Source organism: Virgibacillus ihumii (genome assembly GCF_902726655.1).
Taxonomy (GTDB): Bacteria; Bacillota; Bacilli; order Bacillales; family Amphibacillaceae; genus Lentibacillus; species Lentibacillus ihumii.
This window is the reverse complement of sequence record NZ_CACVAN010000001.1, coordinates 1,312,120-1,332,130: the sequence shown is the minus strand read 5'-3', so window position 1 is coordinate 1,332,130 and position 20,011 is coordinate 1,312,120. Positions and strand designations below refer to the sequence as shown.

Below are 20,011 nucleotides of genomic sequence, written 5' to 3'. Positions count from 1 at the left end.
TTGTCCAGGTATAGCGAGGCAGTGGCTGGTGAAAACTGCTCCTGAAGATTTACGAACTCACCTTTAAGCTGCAGGGATGAAGATAAGTAATTCCTGCCGTAAATCTGCGTTAAGGATCCAAGTGAACGCTCATTCAGTGTTAATTCGGGTGGTACCGCGGGAAACTATAGTCTCTCGTCCCTTTACTTCATAGGGATGGGTGGCTTTTTTTATAGGGTAACAAAGTGTAAAGTTTACCAAACTTTATAAGAACTTTGACACTCGCTGTAAGACGCCTGAGTGATGTGTTTTGCAACTGATGAAGGAGGCAATCTGATGACGTTTAATCATAAGGAAATTGAAAAGAAATGGCAGCAGTATTGGGAAAAAAATAAAACATTTAAGACAGATACGTATTCTGATAAGGAAAAAGTTTATGCACTTGATATGTTTCCATATCCGTCAGGTGCCGGATTGCATGTCGGTCACCCGGAAGGATATACGGCAACAGACATTTATTCGCGGATGAAACGGATGCAGGGGTATGAAGTGCTGCATCCAATGGGCTGGGATGCTTTCGGGCTTCCTGCTGAACAGTATGCACTGGATACCGGAAACAGCCCCGCAGCTTTTACTGATAAAAATATTGAAACGTTTAAACGACAGATAAAGGAACTTGGTTTTTCATATGACTGGGACCGTGAAATAAATACAACGAATCCGAGCTACTATAAATGGACGCAGTGGATTTTTACCAAGCTGTATGAACACGGTCTTGCCTACATGGATGAGGTGGCGGTTAACTGGTGCCCGGCACTTGGAACTGTTTTGGCCAATGAAGAGGTAATTGATGGCAAAAGTGAACGCGGCGGGCATCCGGTTGTCCGTAAACCAATGAAGCAGTGGATGCTTAAAATCACCGCATATGCGGACCGGCTTCTGGAAGATTTGGATGAACTGGATTGGCCTGAAAGCATTAAAGATATGCAGCGGAATTGGATTGGCCGCTCGGAAGGTGCTGAAGTGAATTTTGCCATTGATGATTTTGATGAGACATTCACTGTATTCACAACAAGACCGGATACATTGTTTGGTGCAACTTATGCCGTATTTGCACCAGAGCATCCATATGTCGAACAAATCGTCACTGCTGACCAAAAGGATGCGGTTGATGCGTATATAAACGAAATCCAGACAAAATCTGAATTGGAGCGGACAGACCTTGCCAAAGATAAAACAGGTGTATTTACTGGTGCGTATGCTATTAATCCTGTCAATAATAAAAAGATTCCAATCTGGGTTGCTGATTACGTCCTGATGTCTTATGGAACCGGGGCGATTATGGCGGTTCCGGCACATGATGAGCGTGACTATGAGTTTGCCACGAAATTTGACCTGCCGATTACCGAAGTTGTTGCAGGCGGTGATGTTTCCAAAGAGGCTTATGTTGGCGATGGTAATCATGTCAATTCAGAATTCCTTAATGGGCTTGGGAAAGAAGAAGGAATAAGTAAAATGATTGACTGGCTTGAGGAAAAAGGTAAAGGCGAGAAGAAAGTTACGTATCGTCTGCGTGATTGGCTGTTCGCGAGACAGCGCTACTGGGGTGAACCGATCCCGGTCATTCATTGGGAAGACGGCTCTATGACAGCTGTCCCGGAAAATGAGTTGCCGCTGGAATTGCCGGAAATGGATAATATTAAGCCTTCTGGAACCGGTGAATCCCCGCTGGCTAACAGTGACTGGATTAATGTAACCGATCCGGAAACAGGCATGAAGGGCCGTCGGGAAACAAGCACAATGCCGCAATGGGCTGGAAGCTGCTGGTATTTCCTCCGCTTTGTCGATCCGGATAATACCGAACAGCTTGCTGATCCAAAAGCATTACAGGAATGGCTGCCGATCGATATTTACATCGGAGGGGCGGAGCATGCTGTACTTCATCTGCTGTATGCACGGTTCTGGCATAAATTCTTGTATGATATTGGCGTTGTCCCAACAAAAGAACCGTTTATGAAATTGTTTAACCAAGGAATGATTCTCGGTGAGGGTCACGAGAAAATGAGTAAATCGAAGGGGAATGTTGTCAATCCTGACGATATTATTCATTCGCATGGTGCGGATACACTTCGTTTGTACGAAATGTTCATGGGGCCGCTTGACGCTGCGGTTGCCTGGTCAACAAACGGCCTGGATGGATCACGCCGCTTTCTGGAACGCGTTTGGCGGCTGATTGTAAATGAAGAAACAGGAGAAACCGCTGATAAAATTATTGAAGGTAATGGTGATGAAACGCTTAATAAGGTATATCATGAGACGGTTAAAAAAGTGACGGAAGACTTTGATAACCTGCATTTCAACACCGGTATTTCCCAGTTGATGGTGTTCATTAACGAAGGGTATAAAGCGGAGGAGATTTCCAAACAGCATGTTGAAGGTTTTGTAAAAATGTTGTCGCCTGTCGCACCACACCTATCAGAAGAATTGTGGACCCGGCTTGGACATTCTGAAACAATTACGTATGAGGAATGGCCACGTTATGACGAATCCAAGCTGGTTGAAGAAGAGGCTGAGGTTGTACTGCAGGTAATGGGTAAAGTCCGGGCGAAAATAAACGTTCCCAAAGATATCACGAAAGATGATTTGGAGAAACAAGCGCTCGAACATGAAAAAATTCAGGAATGGATTGAAGGAAAAACAATCCGTAAAGTTATTGTTGTGCCAGGTAAGCTAGTGAATATTGTAGCAAATTAATATTAGGATCCCGTTCATGTTAATTTTGAACGGGATCCTTTTTTGCAGATAAAACCTTCTATTGCATACGCGGTGATTAAGGCTTGTTGTTCAGCCGGGTTTGCTAATTGGAAGGTGTCCATTTTGTTTTCAGTATAAGCCATTTGTCGTTTTCGTAATACCAGGTTGTTTGAACTGTTCCGATTGTATCAGATTTTCCAGTGCCATTAATTTGCTGGTAGCTTTTCAATCCGTATCCCTTTTGTTTATTAATAAACACTGGCTCATATTTACTAATTGGTTCTATTATTACAGAGCCATCTGTCAGAAGTCTTCCCTGTTTATTATATATTCCTTTTTCAATATAATCTGCAGCCTGTTTTTTCACATTGGTAGTATATGGTTTTTGTTCGGGTGAAAGTTTAACTTCTAATTCAAATCCATCTGTAAGATGAGCTTTTACGTATCGCTGGACAGGTAATTGGATTTCCTTAAGCTCCCCGTTTGACAGGGTGTGTAATGCATGGTTGTGCAATCCGCCCTGTCCCTTACTTTGATAAAAAATATCCAAAACCTTATCATGATTCAAATCCAGAAACTCCAGGTTAGGGTCATACCCGCCATCATATGGAATTTTCCATTTTTTATTGTTTGCCAGTTGAATTTCTGTCCACGCATCTTTAAGGTAATCTGTTTCCATTGAAAATTTGATACCTTTAAGGGTTACGGATTCCTTTCGCCCATCACCTGTTACATCCTCGTCGAATTCTAAAATTTGCTTTTGGGATGGTATCTTGGTGGTTCCCTCTGCGGCCGTCATAGTTGCCGTGATTAAAAAAAGCAGAATAAAGCATAATTTGCCGATGATAAATTTCATAGGATAAAACCTCACTTTGTATCGTTATTTTATTTTGTGTTATATAGTTGCAAGCTATTCATGTCAGAAGTTATGATAAGTAGGAAATATTTTTATACGGAGGATGGTATTAATGGATGATATAAATGAAATAACTCCCGAAGAAGTAGAAGAACTGCTAGGAAATGAAAGTGACGTGATTATTGATGTGCGGGAAGATGATGAAGTTGCCCAAGGTATGATTAATGGTGCCAAACACATTAAACTTGAAAATATTCCACATTCATTACAGGAGTTGGATAAAGACAAACATTACATCATGGTATGCAGATCCGGCAGAAGAAGTATGACGGCAGCTGCCTTTATGGATGAGCACGGTTATAAAGTATCTAGTATGGCAGGCGGGATGCTTGATTGGAAAGGTGAAGTTGTGGTGTGAACCCGAGGCATTGTACCTTATAACTCATAAAGGTTGGGGGTTCTTGACGGGTGTCGGGTATTATTCGTTATTGACGTGTGGGAAAGCGTGATTTCTTATATACGCGCTTTCTTTCATTTTTTTAAAAAGATCATTGACATTTTAATCTATGGAGAGTAATATTGATTTTGCTGTTGAAAAACAGCCCCAAAAATGTTGAAAAATGTTGTGTTGACATACATTATCAACAATGATATAATTATTATGTTATCGATAGATTTCATTTTTGATTTTTGCTCCTTGAAAACTGAACAAAAACAACCAGTATGTCAAGAAAACAGGACGAAAGCAAAAGCTTTCCCCTGGATTCAATTTACGAAGCTAAGCTATGGTTGATTGGTGTCAATCATATATCAACTTTCTATGGAGAGTTTGATCTTGGCTCAGGACGAACGCTGGCGGCGTGCCTAATACATGCAAGTCGAGCGCGGGAAGCAAGCGGAAGCCTTCGGGTGGAAGCTTGTGGAACGAGCGGCGGACGGGTGAGTAACACGTGGGCAACCTGCCTGTAAGATTGGGATAACTCCGGGAAACCGGGGCTAATACCGAATGAAGCACGTCACCGCATGGTGACGTGATGAAAGGCGGCTTTCTAGCTGTCACTTACAGATGGGCCCGCGGCGCATTAGCTAGTTGGTGGGGTAAGAGCTTACCAAGGCGACGATGCGTAGCCGACCTGAGAGGGTGATCGGCCACACTGGGACTGAGACACGGCCCAGACTCCTACGGGAGGCAGCAGTAGGGAATCATCCGCAATGGACGAAAGTCTGACGGTGCAACGCCGCGTGAGTGATGAAGGTTTTCGGATCGTAAAACTCTGTTGTCAGGGAAGAACAAGTACCGTTTGAATAAGGCGGTACCGTGACGGTACCTGACCAGAAAGCCCCGGCTAACTACGTGCCAGCAGCCGCGGTAATACGTAGGGGGCAAGCGTTGTCCGGAATTATTGGGCGTAAAGCGCTCGCAGGCGGTCTTTTAAGTCTGATGTGAAATCTCGCGGCTCAACCGCGAATGGTCATTGGAAACTGGAGGACTTGAGTACAGAAGAGGAGAGTGGAATTCCACGTGTAGCGGTGAAATGCGTAGAGATGTGGAGGAACACCAGTGGCGAAGGCGACTCTCTGGTCTGTAACTGACGCTGAGGAGCGAAAGCGTGGGGAGCGAACAGGATTAGATACCCTGGTAGTCCACGCCGTAAACGTTGAGTGCTAGGTGTTAGGGGGTTTCCGCCCCTTAGTGCTGCAGTTAACGCATTAAGCACTCCGCCTGGGGAGTACGGCCGCAAGGCTGAAACTCAAAAGAATTGACGGGGGCCCGCACAAGCGGTGGAGCATGTGGTTTAATTCGAAGCAACGCGAAGAACCTTACCAGGTCTTGACATCCTCTGCCAGCGCTGGAGACAGCGTGTTCCCTTCGGGGACAGAGTGACAGGTGGTGCATGGTTGTCGTCAGCTCGTGTCGTGAGATGTTGGGTTAAGTCCCGCAACGAGCGCAACCCTTGATCTTAGTTGCCAGCATTCAGTTGGGCACTCTAAGGTGACTGCCGGTGACAAACCGGAGGAAGGTGGGGATGACGTCAAATCATCATGCCCCTTATGACCTGGGCTACACACGTGCTACAATGGATGGAACAGAGGGCAGCGAAGCCGCAAGGTGTAGCAAATCCCATAAAACCATTCTCAGTTCGGATTGCAGGCTGCAACTCGCCTGCATGAAGCCGGAATCGCTAGTAATCGCGGATCAGCATGCCGCGGTGAATACGTTCCCGGGCCTTGTACACACCGCCCGTCACACCACGAGAGTTGGCAACACCCGAAGTCGGTGAGGTAACCTTTTGGAGCCAGCCGCCGAAGGTGGGGCCAATGATTGGGGTGAAGTCGTAACAAGGTAGCCGTATCGGAAGGTGCGGCTGGATCACCTCCTTTCTAAGGATTATTACGGAAGGCATACTTGGTTGTTTGGTTCAGTTTTGAGGGAGTAAATTCTCTCATTTGTACCTTGAAAACTGAATAAGCAAGATCAACGACATCAAATCAAAAGCGAAGGCGAAGAAGAAGTACGTCTATTCATAGTTAAGTGAAGAAGGGCGCACGGTGAATGCCTTGGCACTGGGAGCCGAAGAAGGACGGGACTAACACCGATATGCCCCGGGGAGTCGTAAGTAGACTTCGATCCGGGGATTTCCGAATGGGGGAACCCGCTGTTCGTAATGGAACAGGACGTGTATCTGAATACATAGGGTACGCGAGGCACACCCGGGGAACTGAAACATCTCAGTACCCGGAGGAAGAGAAAGCAAACGCGATTTCCCGAGTAGCGGCGAGCGAAACGGAAGCAGCCCAAACCAGAAAGCTTGCTTTCTGGGGTTGTAGGACACTCCATTGGAGTTACCAAGAGATGCATTAGACGAATCGGCCTGGAATGGCCGGCCGAAGAAGGTAAGAGCCCTGTAGTCGAAAATGCGTCTCCTCCGGAGTGGATCCTGAGTACGACGGAACACGAGGAATTCCGTCGGAATCCGGGAGGACCATCTCCCAAGGCTAAATACTCCCCAGTGACCGATAGTGAACCAGTACCGTGAGGGAAAGGTGAAAAGCACCCCGGAAGGGGAGTGAAAGAGAACCTGAAACCGTGCGCTTACAAGTAGTCGAAGCCCGTTAATGGGTGACGGCGTACCTTTTGTAGAATGGACCGGCGAGTTACGATCGTATGCAAGGTTAAGTGGAAGACACGGAGCCGCAGCGAAAGCGAGTCTGAACAGGGCGAATGAGTATGCGGTCGTAGACCCGAAACCGTGTGATCTACCCATGTCCAGGGTGAAAGTCAGGTAACACTGACTGGAGGCCCGAACCCACGTATGCTGAAAAATGCGGGGATGAGGTGTGGGTAGGGGTGAAATGCCAATCGAACACGGAGATAGCTGGTTCTCTCCGAAATAGCTTTAGGGCTAGCCTCAAGGGAAGCGTACCGGAGGTAGAGCACTGATTGGACGAGGGGCCCTCACCGGGTTACCGAATTCAGTCAAACTCCGAATGCCGGTTACGTAGCCTTGGGAGTCAGACTATGGGTGATAAGGTTCATAGTCGAAAGGGAAACAGCCCAGACCGCCAGCTAAGGTCCCAAAGTATACGTTAAGTGGAAAAGGATGTGGCGTTGCCCAGACAACCAGGATGTTGGCTTAGAAGCAGCCATCATTTAAAGAGTGCGTAATAGCTCACTGGTCGAGTGACGCTGCGCCGAAAATGTACCGGGGCTAAACGTATCACCGAAGCTGCGGATTGTTCTTCGAACAATGGTAGGAGAGCGTTCCAGGCGCTGTGAAGTCAGACCGTGAGGACTGGTGGAGCACCTGGAAGTGAGAATGCCGGTATGAGTAGCGAAAAAAGAGTGAGAATCTCTTTCACCGAAAGCCTAAGGTTTCCTGAGGAAGGCTCGTCCTCTCAGGGTTAGTCGGGACCTAAGCCGAGGCCGAAAGGCGTAGGCGATGGACAACAGGTCGATATTCCTGTACCACCTCATGAGCGTTTGAGCGACGGGGGGACGCAGGAGGAGAAGGAAAGCGCACCGATGGACGTGTGCGTCCAAGCAGTAAGGCAGTTGGATAGGTAAATCCGTCCAATAATGCCGAGCTGTGATGGGGAGGGAAATAGAGTACCGAAGTTCCTGCATCCACACTGCCAAGAAAAGCCTCTAGTGAGTTCATAGGTGCCCGTACCGCAAACCGACACAGGTAGGCGAGGAGAGAATCCTAAGGTGAGCGGGAGAACTCTCGTTAAGGAACTCGGCAAAATGACCCCGTAACTTCGGGAGAAGGGGTGCTTGCTTACGAGTGAGCCGCAGTGAATAGGCCCAAGCGACTGTTTAGCAAAAACACAGGTCTCTGCGAAGCCGAAAGGCGAAGTATAGGGGCTGACACCTGCCCGGTGCTGGAAGGTTAAGGGGAAGCGTTAGCACTTCGGTGCGAAGCGCAGAACCGAAGCCCCAGTAAACGGCGGCCGTAACTATAACGGTCCTAAGGTAGCGAAATTCCTTGTCGGGTAAGTTCCGACCCGCACGAAAGGTGCAACGACTTGGGCACTGTCTCAACGAGAGACCCGGTGAAATTATACGATGTGTGAAGATGCACATTACCCGCGACAGGACGGAAAGACCCCGTGGAGCTTTACTGTAGCCTGATATTGAATGTTGGTACAGCTTGTACAGGATAGGTGGGAGCCATTGAACCCGGAGCGCCAGCTTCGGTGGAGGCACCCGTGGGATACCACCCTGGCTGTACGGACCTTCTAACCCAGGGCCGTAATCCGGTCCGGAGACAGTGTCAGGCGGGCAGTTTGACTGGGGCGGTCGCCTCCCAAAAGGTAACGGAGGCGCCCAAAGGTTCCCTCAGAATGGTTGGAAATCATTCGCATGAGTGTAAAGGCAGAAGGGAGCTTGACTGCGAGACCTACAAGTCGAGCAGGGACGAAAGTCGGGCTTAGTGATCCGGTGGTTCCGCATGGAAGGGCCATCGCTCAACGGATAAAAGCTACCCCGGGGATAACAGGCTTATCTCCCCCAAGAGTTCACATCGACGGGGAGGTTTGGCACCTCGATGTCGGCTCATCGCATCCTGGGGCTGTAGTCGGTCCCAAGGGTTGGGCTGTTCGCCCATTAAAGCGGTACGCGAGCTGGGTTCAGAACGTCGTGAGACAGTTCGGTCCCTATCCGTCGTGGGCGTTGGAAGTTTGCGAGGAGCTGTCCTTAGTACGAGAGGACCGGGATGGACACACCGCTGGTGTACCAGTTGTTCCGCCAGGAGCACAGCTGGGTAGCTACGTGTGGCAAGGATAAGTGCTGAAAGCATCTAAGCATGAAGCCCCCCTCAAGATGAAACTTCCCATCACTTCGAGTGAGTAAGATCCCTCAGAGACGATGAGGTAGATAGGTCCGAGGTGGAAGCGTGGTGACACGTGGAGCTGACGGATACTAATCGATCGAGGACTTAACTAAACAGCTTTGGATGATGCGTTGCATATATGCTTATTCAGTTTTCAGGGTATAAATTCCTGATAAGGTCTGGTAGCAATAGCGGAGAGGTCACACCTGTTCCCATGCCGAACACAGCAGTTAAGCTCTCCAGCGCCGATGGTAGTTGGGGCTTTGCCCCTGCAAGAGTAGGACGCCGCCAGGCATAAATTTTAAGGGGAGTACATGCCTTTATGTGCTCCTCTTTTTTGTGATTTATTTAAATTTCAAAGTAGATATTTATTTCTGTGCTAGGTATGTAACGTCTAATGAAAAATGGCCCGAAAACAGCATACTTTGCACTCACTTCCTTAAAGCCTGTACATTTCCCACCATCGCTCAAGAGATAATCTCAATGGCTGACATTCTGATTCACTACAATGTTTAATTAATTAAACATTTGCATCTGCATCTATCTAAATTGCCCATTTCCAATTCTGTATCAGAATTTTCTTTGGAAAGCATGTACTTTTTTGATATTGGGCAAATTTATCATAAGGATGGTTTTGGATGATAGCTAAATTTCTTTCTAATAGACTAAATTTCAAAGTAGAGTAGGAGGAGGGCTTTCGCCCTCCGACCCCTCGTCAAACCGGACGTGCAGATTTCCCGCATCCGGCTTTCACTTCGTCAGTTCCCCATTTCCGGGAATGAGTTGTTACTTTATTTCACTCACGAATTAGGAACGTTTGGTGAGTAAGCTGACCATTGAAACCAATCCCGCTTGTGCTAACACTTTATTGGGTATGCGCCAATTCGACTCCATGGAACGCTTTTTCCTCATATAAGCTCGCACCCTCATTCGAATCCATTCATCCAGACGTTCGAATTTCTTTTTGACATTTCCTATCCTGAAGTAATTGGCAAATCCCCGAATGACTTCATTCAGTTTGTGAATCACTTCTACCAGACTCTTACCTTGTTGTCTTCTTGATAGATGCCTTATTTTATCTTTAACCTTTCGGGCTCTTTCATCTGGAAGGACTAGATAGTCTTTCCAGAAATGAAACCCCAGAAAACGAAATCCTTCATCAAAATGAACGACTTTCGTCTTTTCGGGATGCATCGTAAGCTTTAAATTGCCTTCCAATATCTCTTCAGCTGCTTTATACGCTCGATTAGCTTTTATCTTCGTTTTACAGAAAATAATCGCATCGTCCGCGAAACGTACAACTGGAAATCCTTGTTGGTTCATTTTCCAATCAAATTCATCCAAATAGACATTCGCCAATAACGGTGATATGACCCCTCCCTGAGGAGAGCCGGAAGTCGTGTCATAGAACCGATCGTCTTCCATGACACCTGCTTTTAACCACATTTCAATCAAATCAAGTATTCGCCCGTCGGCGATTTTTGTTTTGACTTTTTCCATCAATAAGTCATGCGGGATATTATCGAAATACGATTGGATATCCAAATCCACCACGTATTCATACCCATTCTTCTTCGCACGTCTTACGACGTCCACTGCCTGATGTTGGGAATGTCCCTTTCGAAACCCATAACTGTGTGGATAAAAGTCCCGGTCAAACAAGGGTTCCATCATTTGCCGTACGGCTTGTTGGATGATTCGGTCCCTTACAGTGGGGATGCCCAGCGGTCGTTTCTTTTTGCCGTCCCCTTTTGGGATATAGTGACGTAGTACCGGTTCCGGTCGATAACGCTGTTGCTTCAAAAGCCGTTGGACTTCTCTAAGATTTTGTTCCAACTGCGCCTCAAACCATAGGATGGTTTCACCATCTACCCCGGCGCTACCTTTATTGGTCTTAACGGCATTCCATGCATCGTACAGGTTACTCATGCGGTACACCTTATCAATGATGGAATAAAATTTGCGCTTTGGTCGCATATTCATCACCACCTTCGCGCTTACTCACCACATTGGTCTTATGGTCACTACAAGAGGCGATTCCTCGCTTGTTCCACCATGTTGGATTACGTGTTTAGGCAAAAGCCAATCGCTCCTATCCAATCATCATGTACTCAGGTCGCAAGTCCACCTGTATCCTTACATGGCTTTTCATGTTCGGCAGGACGTACCCCTTGGTGAACCTTTTCATTTAATGCGTTACGTCTCCCACTCACTTCCATTCACAATGTTGACGAAGCAGGTCCCTTCACCGCCATATCACAACTTTTGGTCGTGACACAGGTTAGATGACATCATGCATCTACTCATCCGACTTTTCCCCTCCAGACTGTCGCCAGCCTTCATCGGCTCGAATTTCATCGCTACTACGGAGCCATCCGCCACCTGCAGTACCCTCGGTTTGGCTTTCCCCATTTAGGGTTATACCTCCCCTACCTACCGGTGTTTACCGATAGGAGTCTACAGTGCTTCCCCCAGTAATCACACACTCTGTTCCATCCATCCTGACCCTAATCACGTCGATGTGCCCTATAGGTCGTTTCCCTTTTCTAGTTTCCCTACAAGGTGCGCAACTGCACAGGTTTCCCCGTTTTTTGGGCGGGTCACCCAACATCGCCGCCACCTCTGGTTCACACAATGTTCCGGGCTGGACTTTGCCTGCAGACCTTTCGGATTCCCCTTCGCAGAGGACACCCTGTCAATCCTGCCTCATCAGCGAGGATTCTTCTTCGGCTACGATACTTGAAAGGATAAAGTTATCGAGTGGATTTGAACCACCTAGAGTGTGGAACAGTGAGGCACACCAAAAAAGCGCACCCTAAAATTAGGGTACGCTAATTTTTTTATTGACGGGTTCCGCCGCTATTCATTTGCGTAACAAAAGGAACCATTTTTTGCATGGTTTGTCCAAGATTCTGGTTGTTTTTGGTCATCGTGTAGTAAGTCGCCGCTCCAACGCCGACAGAAGCGATTAATGGAAGCCACATTTGATTTTTTTGCATGTTTTTCAACCCTTTCATTGGTATTCCCGGACATTATTAGGGTGGGGTTAAAGTTAAAAAAACATGTCAGGAATCAAATGCCAATTCGCTTGCCTCAAAAGCTGCATTCATTCCAGCCAGCCGTCCGGTGACAAGTGCGGAGGTGATGTTGTATCCGCCTGTATAACCATGGATATCCAAGATTTCCCCACAGAAATAAAGACCGTGCATTTTTTTCGATTGCATTGTCTTTGGCATGATTTCCTTGATGGAAACGCCGCCCCCGGTGACGAATGCTTTGTCCAGTGGTAATGATCCGTTGACTTTAATGGAAAAATGCTTCAAATGATAAATGATCGAACGAAGAGATTCGCCTGACAGGTTTGCTGCTTTTTGGTCTGCATCAATCTTATTTTCCTGTAAAATAAATTCCAGCAGTCGCTCCGGTACAATTCCTTTTAAGATATTTCGTATTGATTTTTTAGGATTTTCTTTCATTAACTTGAATAGGTCCTGTATCAATTTTTCTTCCTGTTTGTCTGGCAGGGTATCAAGTACCATGGAAACTTCCTGTTGCCCCTTCATTAATTGTTTTACAACGAATTGTGAACAGCGCAGTACGGCTGGACCGGAGATTCCAAAGTGGGTGAAAATCATATCCATCCGGTGGGTGACCGCTGGCTTGTTTTTCTTATTCAAAACAGTCAATGCCACGTCCCTTAATGATAATCCTTGCAGTTGTTTATTTTTGATGAAGGCTTCATTTGATGTCAGAGCAACTTCGGTTGGATAGAGCTCTGTAACCGTGTGGCCTGCCTTTTTTGCCCATGCATAGCCATCACCGGTTGAACCTGTATGTGGTACTGCTTTACCGCCAACAGCGATTACAATGGATGTTGTATGTAATTTTGCGCCATCCGTTAGAATGACACTATGCCCTGACTTATCATAATGTACTGCTTCTACCGGCGTGTTCATGCGAACTTCCACATGCAGTTCATCGAGTTTATTGATTAATGCATTAACAACTGTTTTAGCTGAATTGGAAACAGGGAACATGCGGCCATGATCTTCCTCTTTTAATCCCACTCCCATTCCTTCAAAAAAGTCGATAATGTCATAATTATTGAAAATAGAAAATGGACTGTAGAGAAATTTCCCGTTCCCTGGTATATGTCTGATTACTTCCTCCTGGGGAAGCCTGTTTGTTACGTTACAGCGGCCGCCACCGGAAATTGCAAGCTTTTTCCCCAGTTTTCGCCCTTTTTCGATCAAAATCGTATTTGCGCCTTGCTCAGCAGCTGCTATGGCAGCCATCAATCCGGACGGGCCGCCGCCAATTACAATTACATCATATGTCACCATTCTTCATTCCCTTCGTATACATAATATCATGTTTTCAAGATAAGAAAAAAATTAAAATATAGCGTGAATGACTGCTATGTATGATAAAATGACAATTAAAGTATGAACAAATTGCAGGTGAAATAATGTCGAATATTGTCAGAGGTACCATGCTCCTTACTGGTGCCACTTTTTTATCAAAATTTCTGGGAATGATTTATCTCATACCGTTTAATACGCTTGTTGGGGAGACAGGTGGAGCATTGTACTCGTTTGCCTATATCCCATACAATATTTTAATCAGTATTTCAACAATCGGTGTCCCATTAGCCGTTTCCAAATTCGTTTCGAAATATAATGCATTGGGTGATTATGAAACCGGTATGCGAATATATAAAGCGGGAATATCGTTAATGATGGTTACCGGGTTCATTGCATTTTTAGGGTTATACTTCGGTGCAGAACCTCTGGCTAAATTCATTATTGCCAATGAAAATGTGGGTGCGATTTCCCGCGAAGAAGGGGCAATGGTTATTCGGATGGTCAGCTTTGCGTTATTAATAATCCCGGCAATGAGTATCACGCGCGGATTTTTCCAGGGATATGAATCGATGGGACCTACTGCAGTTTCGCAGGTTGTCGAACAAATAATCCGGATTGTGTTTATTTTGGCAGCTACATTTATTATTATGAAAATAATTGACGGAAATGTTGCAACAGCGGTTGGTTTTTCTGCCTTTGCAGCATTTGTCGGTGCACTCGGCTCCTGTGTTGTTTTATGGTATTACTGGCGAAAGCGGAAACCGCATATCCAAAAACGGCTGAGTCAGCAAAAATTTTCACATGCTATACCCACGAAAGATTTAATCACAGAGTTATTCCGGTATGCGGGTCCATTTGTAATCGTTGGAATCGCAACGCCACTTTATCAATTGGTTGATACGCTCACATTTCAGCGGGCCATGATTGATATCGGACAAGGAGATAATTATGATACAGCATTAGGCGCAATTAATGTATACGGACATAAATTAGTGATTATTCCGGTGACAATTGCTACAGGGCTATCTTTGGCTATTTTACCGGCTTTGACCAAATCGTTTACAAATAACAACAGGAAGGTTATGAACCAGCAAATTAATCAGGCACTGCAGATAGTCCTTGTTTTGGTTGTACCGGCGGCAGTTGGATTGACGATGCTGTCTGATTCGGCATATGGTGCACTTTATGGTACTCATCGGCTTGATATCACCGGTTCTCTGCTTGGCTGGTATGCGCCGGTTGCGCTACTGTTTGCCCTGTTTACGGTGACGTCTTCCATTTTGCAGGGGATCAATCAGCAGCGCTTTGCTGTCATTAGTTTAACTGGTGGCTTATTGATGAAAATACTGTTTAATATCCAGCTGATTCATATGTTTGGTGCAAAGGGTGCTATTTTTGGTACTGCACTTGCGGTCGGTACAGCGGTAGCACTTAATTTATGGCGAATCGGCGTATCTATCCGTTTTCCATTTAAACAGACATTAAAGCGGTTTTTGTTGGTCTGTATTTTTTCAATTATTATGTGTATCACCATTTGGATTACAAAAGCAATTTTTGGCACTTTCTTGGAAGTTGAGGGAAGCAGGCTGTCTGCTATCATTATGCTGATTGCAGGCGTTGGTGCAGGTGCTGGTGTATATCTGTGGTTTGCGTACGAATCCACCTTGCTTGACCGGGTTCTGGGAAGTAAGGTTCGTGTATTGGATAAGATTTTTCGCAGGTAAGGAGGATTGATTCATGCGTCTCGATAAATTGCTGGCAAACATGGGTGTTGGCAGCAGAAAAGATGTGAAGGCACTGATCAAGAAAAAGAATGTAACAGTAAATGATGCGGTTGTTAAAGACAGTGGTTTGCATGTTGATACAGAGTGTGATGTCGTCAAAGTGAATAATCAAACGATAAATTTTCAACAATATATATACCTGATGATGAACAAGCCGCCTGGTTATATTTCAGCTACCACTGATAATCGTGAACGAACCGTAATTGATTTATTGCCGAAAGCATACCAAAAATTCAAGCCATTTCCGGTCGGCCGCCTGGATAAAGATACAGAAGGGCTGCTTTTGATTACAAATGACGGGGAACTTGCACATCAGCTGGTTTCCCCGAAAAAGGATGTTGATAAAACATATTACGCAAAAATTAATGGTACCGTAACGGATGCTGACATTCAAGCTTTTAGAAACGGTCTAACACTTGCTGATGGTTATCACGCGAAACCTGCAGCGCTGGAAATTCTACATGCTGATACTGTTTCTGAAATAAACATCACCATAACAGAAGGAAAATTTCATCAGGTGAAGCGGATGTTTGAAGCGGTTGGAAAAAAGGTAGTTTATTTAAAGCGGATTAAAATGGGGAAACTTAAGTTGGACCCTGACCTGGATGTGGGCCATTTTCGTGAATTGACAAAGGAAGAGCTGGCTTTACTGGATGTCCAACAAAGTTAAATGAAAAGAGGGATTTCATGGCCGGATTGCCCCACTATTTTATAGCGGTTCCATTACCGATGGAATTGAAACAGTATTTGTACGAACAACAACAGCAATTAAAGCAATTAGTACCGTACAAACAATGGCCACACCCGGAAGATTTACATATTACACTGAAATTTCTTGGTCCGGTTTCACCCGCTCAATTGAACCAGCTTAAAGAGAAACTGGAAAAGGTAACGGATTTATATTCATTTCGTGTCAGGACAGGGTCACTTGGAACGTTCGGTAAATCGATTCAGCCAAGGGTTTTATGGGCCGGTGTAGAAAAAACAGCAGCGTTATTAAAGTTGCAGCAGCTGGTTGAAGGGCTTGTCAATGAAGCTGGATTTGAACAGGAGAAGCGAACCTATTCACCGCATATTACCCTTGCCAAAAAGTGGAATGATCCGACTGAAAAATTTCCTGAGCTGGAGGATACCTATGTTGATACGTATCAGCTCACCGTTCATCAGGTTGTAATTTACCGGATATTTCCCCAATCAATACCTAAATACAACCAGATTGCAGTATATCAGCTGAAAGGTGCAGGTGGCAGTTAAATTGTTTCTTTTAATTCCTATACGATGAAAAAGTGCGCAGGGCATAATTATCAGTAAAGACAGCTTTTTTGTGTTTTTAGGAAGAAAAAAAGCTGAATCCAAAGTTTGTTCTTGAAATAGGAATGAAAATCCGATAATCTAATCTATGGTCTTATTATCGGAATGTAAAAGCGTTTAAGGATTATTGGAAGGTCAAAATGTGCAGAATTGAGGTATTGGTGTGAATTGGTTAAAAGAAGTGCTCGGTAAAGAATGGGATATTGAGAAAGCTGGCGGGCTGACAGGGGAAGCTTTTATTGCCGAGAATAATAAAGAACGCCTGTTTTTGAAACGGAATTCTTCGCCTTTTTTGGCTGTTCTTTCAGCGGAAGGCATCGTTCCTAAACTGGTCTGGACCAAGCGGCTGGAAAACGGGGACGTTATAACTGCGCAGGAATGGCTTGAGGGCAGGGAATTAATGCCGTTGGAAATGCAGCATAATCGTGTTGCTGCCATACTGAAAAAAATCCATAACTCATCCGAATTACTGCATATGCTGATGCGAATGGGACGAAAGCCGGTAACGCCGGAAGAGCGTTTTCAGGACGTTAAGAAGCAACTTAAATATATCGGGGTAACCGGCAATTATCCGGAGGTTTCCGAAGCCATAGACAATTTGGAGCACCTGCTCCCGGTTACGCATGAACAGAAACAAGTTGTCTGTCATTGTGATTTGAATCATAATAATCTTTTATTAACAAAGGAAGGACAACTTTATCTGATTGATTGGGAGAATGCCATGATCGCTGATCCAGCAATGGATATCGGGATTATTTTAAAATGGTATATACCTCCCGAAGATTGGGACAACTGGCTGCGGGAATATGGTGTGACAAGTGACCAGTTGTTGCTGAAAAGAATGTATTGGTATCTTTTGTTGGATTCTCTTTATTTTTTAAATTGGCATCTGCAGCGTGATGAAACGGATAAGGCGCGGCGCAGATTGGAAGACTTACGGGAGTTGAACCGAGAAACGAGCATGACTATTCGAGATTGATTTGCTGAATAGCGCTAACCCAAGTTTCAATTTTTTCTTTGTTTGCGGTAATATGTTCTGCATCATTATGTGCAATTTCCCCCTGCCGCCCATAATTGTAGATTTCCGGAAGCAGTTGCAGCAGCTCCTCATCAGAAATGGATCCGTTCGCCATCATTGCTTGAACAAGGCGCTTAATTTGCTGATATTCGGAAATCTCACCACAGCAATCTTCATTCTGTTCACTTAATATATCCTGTAAAAGCTTTAACTGATTATTTAGGGTTAATGTCACTTCAAATCACCTCAAATGGTAGTGTTAACCATTATTGCTATTAATATGCTATTGATTTTCAACACCGGTTAATCGAAAGTAAATTCTGCTTTAAGCAATGCATGAGTGGATGAAGTGAAAAAGTGGGGTGCAAATGCATGATTTATTCCATTAACAACCATGGGGATGTGCCCACCGATTGAAATTTCACTATACATCGAAAGAAGGTGCTGCTAGATGCGACAGCGAAATAAACCATGGGCAGACGATTTTTTAAAAGAAAATGAACATTTTATTATTGCTGATCCACAATTAAATAAAGGTTCATGGTCAGAAGTATTTGGAAATTCCAACCCAATTTATGTTGAAATAGGGACTGGGAAGGGACAGTTTATTGCTGGGATGGCTGAAAAATATCCGGACGTGAATTTTATTGGAGTTGAGCTGGCCAAAAGTGTTATCGTAACTGCTGCACAAAAAATAATGGAAACAGATTATGATAATATTTTGTTAATTAATAAAGATGCAGAAGATTTGAAAAATATCTTTGCAATGGATGAAATCTCCCAAATTTATCTGAATTTTTCCGATCCGTGGCCGAAAAATCGCCATAAAAAAAGGCGTTTGACTTTTCACACCTTTTTGGAAAAGTATCGGGATATTCTTCAGAAAAACGGAGAACTTATTTTCAAAACCGACAACAGAGGTCTGTTTGAATACTCGCTTGTCAGTTTTTCCGAATTTGGTATGACTTTGAAGGAAGTGAACCTGGATTTGCATGCGATTGATGATCCCGGCAATGTCATGACCGAATACGAGGAGAAATTTTCTGCTAAGGGACAGGTGATCTATCGATGCCGATCTGAATTCTGATGCATGTTTGTTTACATGGCATTCCCTCTTTCGCTAAACTGACAGTATAGGCAAAGGAGGATGAAACAATGGAGACACTGCAAGTAGGCAGGGCAAAGTTGACTTGGCTGAACGGGGGAGTAAACTTCCTTGATGGAGGCGCAATGTTTGGTGTTGTTCCTAAGGCATTATGGAGCAGGAAATATCCGTACAATGAAAAAAACCAGATTGAATTACGGACAGATCCGATTTTACTTCAGCTGGACGGTCGGAACTACCTGATTGATTCTGGTATGGGTAATGATAAACTTACCGATAAACAGTTGCGGAATTTTGGGGTGCTGGAAGAATCTTCACTTAATCAATCATTGGCTGAGGTAGGTCTGACGGTTAATGACATTGATGCAATGCTCATGACGCATCTTCATTTTGACCATGCGTGTGGTATTACAAAAGCAGTTGGTGATGGTTACGAGTCTCTTTTTAAGAACGCAGTGATTCACGTCTCTCAGGTTGAATGGGATGAAATGCGGAACCCGAATATCCGGTCTGCGAATACATACTGGGAAATGAATTGGAAACCGATTCAGGAGCAGGTGCAGCCGTTCGAAAATGAAAAGCAGATTGCTGATGGGCTAAAAATGATTCATACCGGCGGACACAGTGACGGCCATTCGATACTGGTATTTGAAGATGGGGATGAAACCTTTATCCATATGGCTGACATTATGCCGACCCATGCACATCAAAATAAGCTGTGGGCACTTGCCTATGACGATTATCCTGTTACTTCCGTTCATCAGAAAGAGAAATGGATGGATTTTGGCTACTCCAAGCAGGCATGGTATACATTTTATCATGACGCCTATCTTCGTGCGGTCAAATTTGACGCGGAAGGCAAGCGGATTGATCAGGTGGATAGAGAACGGTATGAATATAAGTAAAGTCAATTGAATAAATTTAATCCAGTTGCAGAATTGATTAAATAAGGCTGCACTATCAGAAAAAATGTTAACGTTTAACCCCCTTTGGATTTTGTGATACCAAAGGGGGTTATATTATCTCTGTGTTCGGACTGGAGAATCATGCATTAGTAAAAACCGCTCATGCGGGAACATGAAGCGGTCGTAACAGTCTAAACCCTATCAAATGAGGCTGGACAGCTTAAGGCAATAATAATACCTCACGCCAGTTAAATTTTTTTGGTTGTTCAGGAATTTATTATGCTGTTTGTACAGAACCGATGACTGCACCTGTTTCAACGTCCACATAGAATTCAAACTGCTTGTTTTCCCCGTCGATATTTCTGGTTACGCCACCGCGATAAGCATTATACAACAAACCGTTTCGCTCCACTTCCTCAGGTTTCATATAAATCCATGAACCGCTGATCGGACCTTGTTTTTTAAATGTCTCTTTTGCCTGTTTTAATGCTTTTTCCGGGGTGATTTTTTGGTAATTGTCAATTTGTTGTTTTGCCACATAGCCAACTGCAACGCCTAAACCGGCTGCCAGTACTGCTTTTTTTACACTCATCTCATTCACC

14 protein-coding genes, 3 rRNA genes and 1 other annotated feature (1 of these 18 cut by a window edge) are annotated in these 20,011 nt (G+C 44.8%); of the genes, 11 read left to right on the top strand and 6 right to left on the bottom strand.

Translation table 11 applies throughout. From position 1 onward, the window contains the following. Positions 1-185, top strand: a binding site (T-box leader); it begins 30 nt to the left of the window's first position. A gap of 130 nt (positions 186-315) precedes the next feature. Beyond that, positions 316-2,733, top strand: coding sequence for a leucine--tRNA ligase (gene leuS / locus HUX68_RS06655; RefSeq protein ID WP_174614093.1), 2,418 nt, complete (start codon positions 316-318; stop codon positions 2,731-2,733). Positions 2,734-2,836: 103 nt separating this feature from the next. Here the strand turns inward: leuS and HUX68_RS06650 are convergent, their stop codons facing one another. Further along, complete coding sequence (locus tag HUX68_RS06650) at positions 2,837-3,589, bottom strand: hypothetical protein (RefSeq protein WP_174614092.1); 753 nt, start codon at positions 3,587-3,589, stop codon at positions 2,837-2,839. A gap of 112 nt (positions 3,590-3,701) precedes the next feature. Between HUX68_RS06650 and HUX68_RS06645 the strand changes: the two genes are divergently transcribed. The 4 genes from HUX68_RS06645 to rrf all read left to right on the top strand — a co-directional run bounded on the left by HUX68_RS06645 (position 3,702) and on the right by rrf (position 9,216). After that, the gene (locus HUX68_RS06645; RefSeq protein ID WP_174614091.1) at positions 3,702-4,007 is read left to right on the top strand and encodes a rhodanese-like domain-containing protein; all 306 of its coding nucleotides are present in this window, start codon (positions 3,702-3,704) and stop codon (positions 4,005-4,007) included. A gap of 399 nt (positions 4,008-4,406) precedes the next feature. Then, positions 4,407-5,971, top strand: a 16S ribosomal RNA gene (locus HUX68_RS06640). 145 nt (positions 5,972-6,116) lie between these two features. Beyond that, a 23S ribosomal RNA gene (locus tag HUX68_RS06635) occupies positions 6,117-9,035 on the top strand. Positions 9,036-9,100: 65 nt separating this feature from the next. Next, positions 9,101-9,216 (top strand): 5S ribosomal RNA (gene rrf, locus HUX68_RS06630). The 16S, 23S and 5S rRNA genes sit together here, the layout of an rRNA operon. A 513-nt stretch (positions 9,217-9,729) precedes the next feature. Here the strand turns inward: rrf and ltrA are convergent. The 3 genes from ltrA to HUX68_RS06615 form a co-directional block, all read right to left on the bottom strand. Then, a complete protein-coding gene (ltrA, locus tag HUX68_RS06625; protein ID WP_174614090.1) occupies positions 9,730-10,899 on the bottom strand; it encodes a group II intron reverse transcriptase/maturase in 1,170 nt (389 codons plus the stop codon). Between the two features lie 863 nt (positions 10,900-11,762). Then, positions 11,763-11,921, bottom strand: coding sequence for a hypothetical protein (locus HUX68_RS06620; protein ID WP_174614089.1), 159 nt, complete (start codon positions 11,919-11,921; stop codon positions 11,763-11,765). Between the two features lie 66 nt (positions 11,922-11,987). Beyond that, positions 11,988-13,262, bottom strand: coding sequence for a BaiN/RdsA family NAD(P)/FAD-dependent oxidoreductase (locus HUX68_RS06615; protein ID WP_174616364.1), 1,275 nt, complete (start codon positions 13,260-13,262; stop codon positions 11,988-11,990). 128 nt (positions 13,263-13,390) lie between these two features. Here HUX68_RS06615 and HUX68_RS06610 point away from each other — a divergent pair, with 128 nt between their 5' ends. The 4 genes from HUX68_RS06610 to HUX68_RS06595 all read left to right on the top strand — a co-directional run bounded on the left by HUX68_RS06610 (position 13,391) and on the right by HUX68_RS06595 (position 17,360). Beyond that, entirely contained in the window at positions 13,391-15,010 is a 1,620-nt protein-coding gene (locus tag HUX68_RS06610) for a putative polysaccharide biosynthesis protein (protein WP_174614088.1), read from the top strand. 13 nt (positions 15,011-15,023) lie between these two features. Next, positions 15,024-15,740, top strand: coding sequence for a pseudouridine synthase (locus HUX68_RS06605; protein ID WP_174614087.1), 717 nt, complete (start codon positions 15,024-15,026; stop codon positions 15,738-15,740). Positions 15,741-15,757: 17 nt separating this feature from the next. Further along, the gene (thpR, locus tag HUX68_RS06600) at positions 15,758-16,324 is read left to right on the top strand and encodes an RNA 2',3'-cyclic phosphodiesterase (RefSeq protein WP_174614086.1); all 567 of its coding nucleotides are present in this window, start codon (positions 15,758-15,760) and stop codon (positions 16,322-16,324) included. Between the two features lie 220 nt (positions 16,325-16,544). Continuing rightward, entirely contained in the window at positions 16,545-17,360 is an 816-nt protein-coding gene (locus HUX68_RS06595) for a phosphotransferase family protein (RefSeq protein ID WP_174614085.1), read from the top strand. Here HUX68_RS06595 and HUX68_RS06590 read toward each other — a convergent pair. Continuing rightward, on the bottom strand, positions 17,347-17,634 hold the full coding sequence (locus HUX68_RS06590) for a YtzH-like family protein (protein WP_174614084.1): 288 nt from the start codon (positions 17,632-17,634) through the stop codon (positions 17,347-17,349). The two genes, HUX68_RS06595 and HUX68_RS06590, sit on opposite strands and share 14 nt — an antisense overlap. 216 nt (positions 17,635-17,850) lie before the next feature. Between HUX68_RS06590 and trmB the strand changes: the two genes are divergently transcribed. Together trmB and HUX68_RS06580 are read left to right on the top strand one after the other, a co-directional pair. Next, a complete protein-coding gene (gene trmB, locus HUX68_RS06585; RefSeq protein WP_174614083.1) occupies positions 17,851-18,486 on the top strand; it encodes a tRNA (guanosine(46)-N7)-methyltransferase TrmB in 636 nt (211 codons plus the stop codon). Between the two features lie 68 nt (positions 18,487-18,554). After that, positions 18,555-19,409, top strand: coding sequence for a YtnP family quorum-quenching lactonase (locus tag HUX68_RS06580; protein ID WP_174614082.1), 855 nt, complete (start codon positions 18,555-18,557; stop codon positions 19,407-19,409). Between the two features lie 277 nt (positions 19,410-19,686). Here HUX68_RS06580 and HUX68_RS06575 read toward each other — a convergent pair whose 3' ends face one another. Then, on the bottom strand, positions 19,687-20,001 hold the full coding sequence (locus HUX68_RS06575) for a PepSY domain-containing protein (RefSeq protein WP_174614081.1): 315 nt from the start codon (positions 19,999-20,001) through the stop codon (positions 19,687-19,689). Between the last annotated feature and the right edge of the window lie 10 nt (positions 20,002-20,011).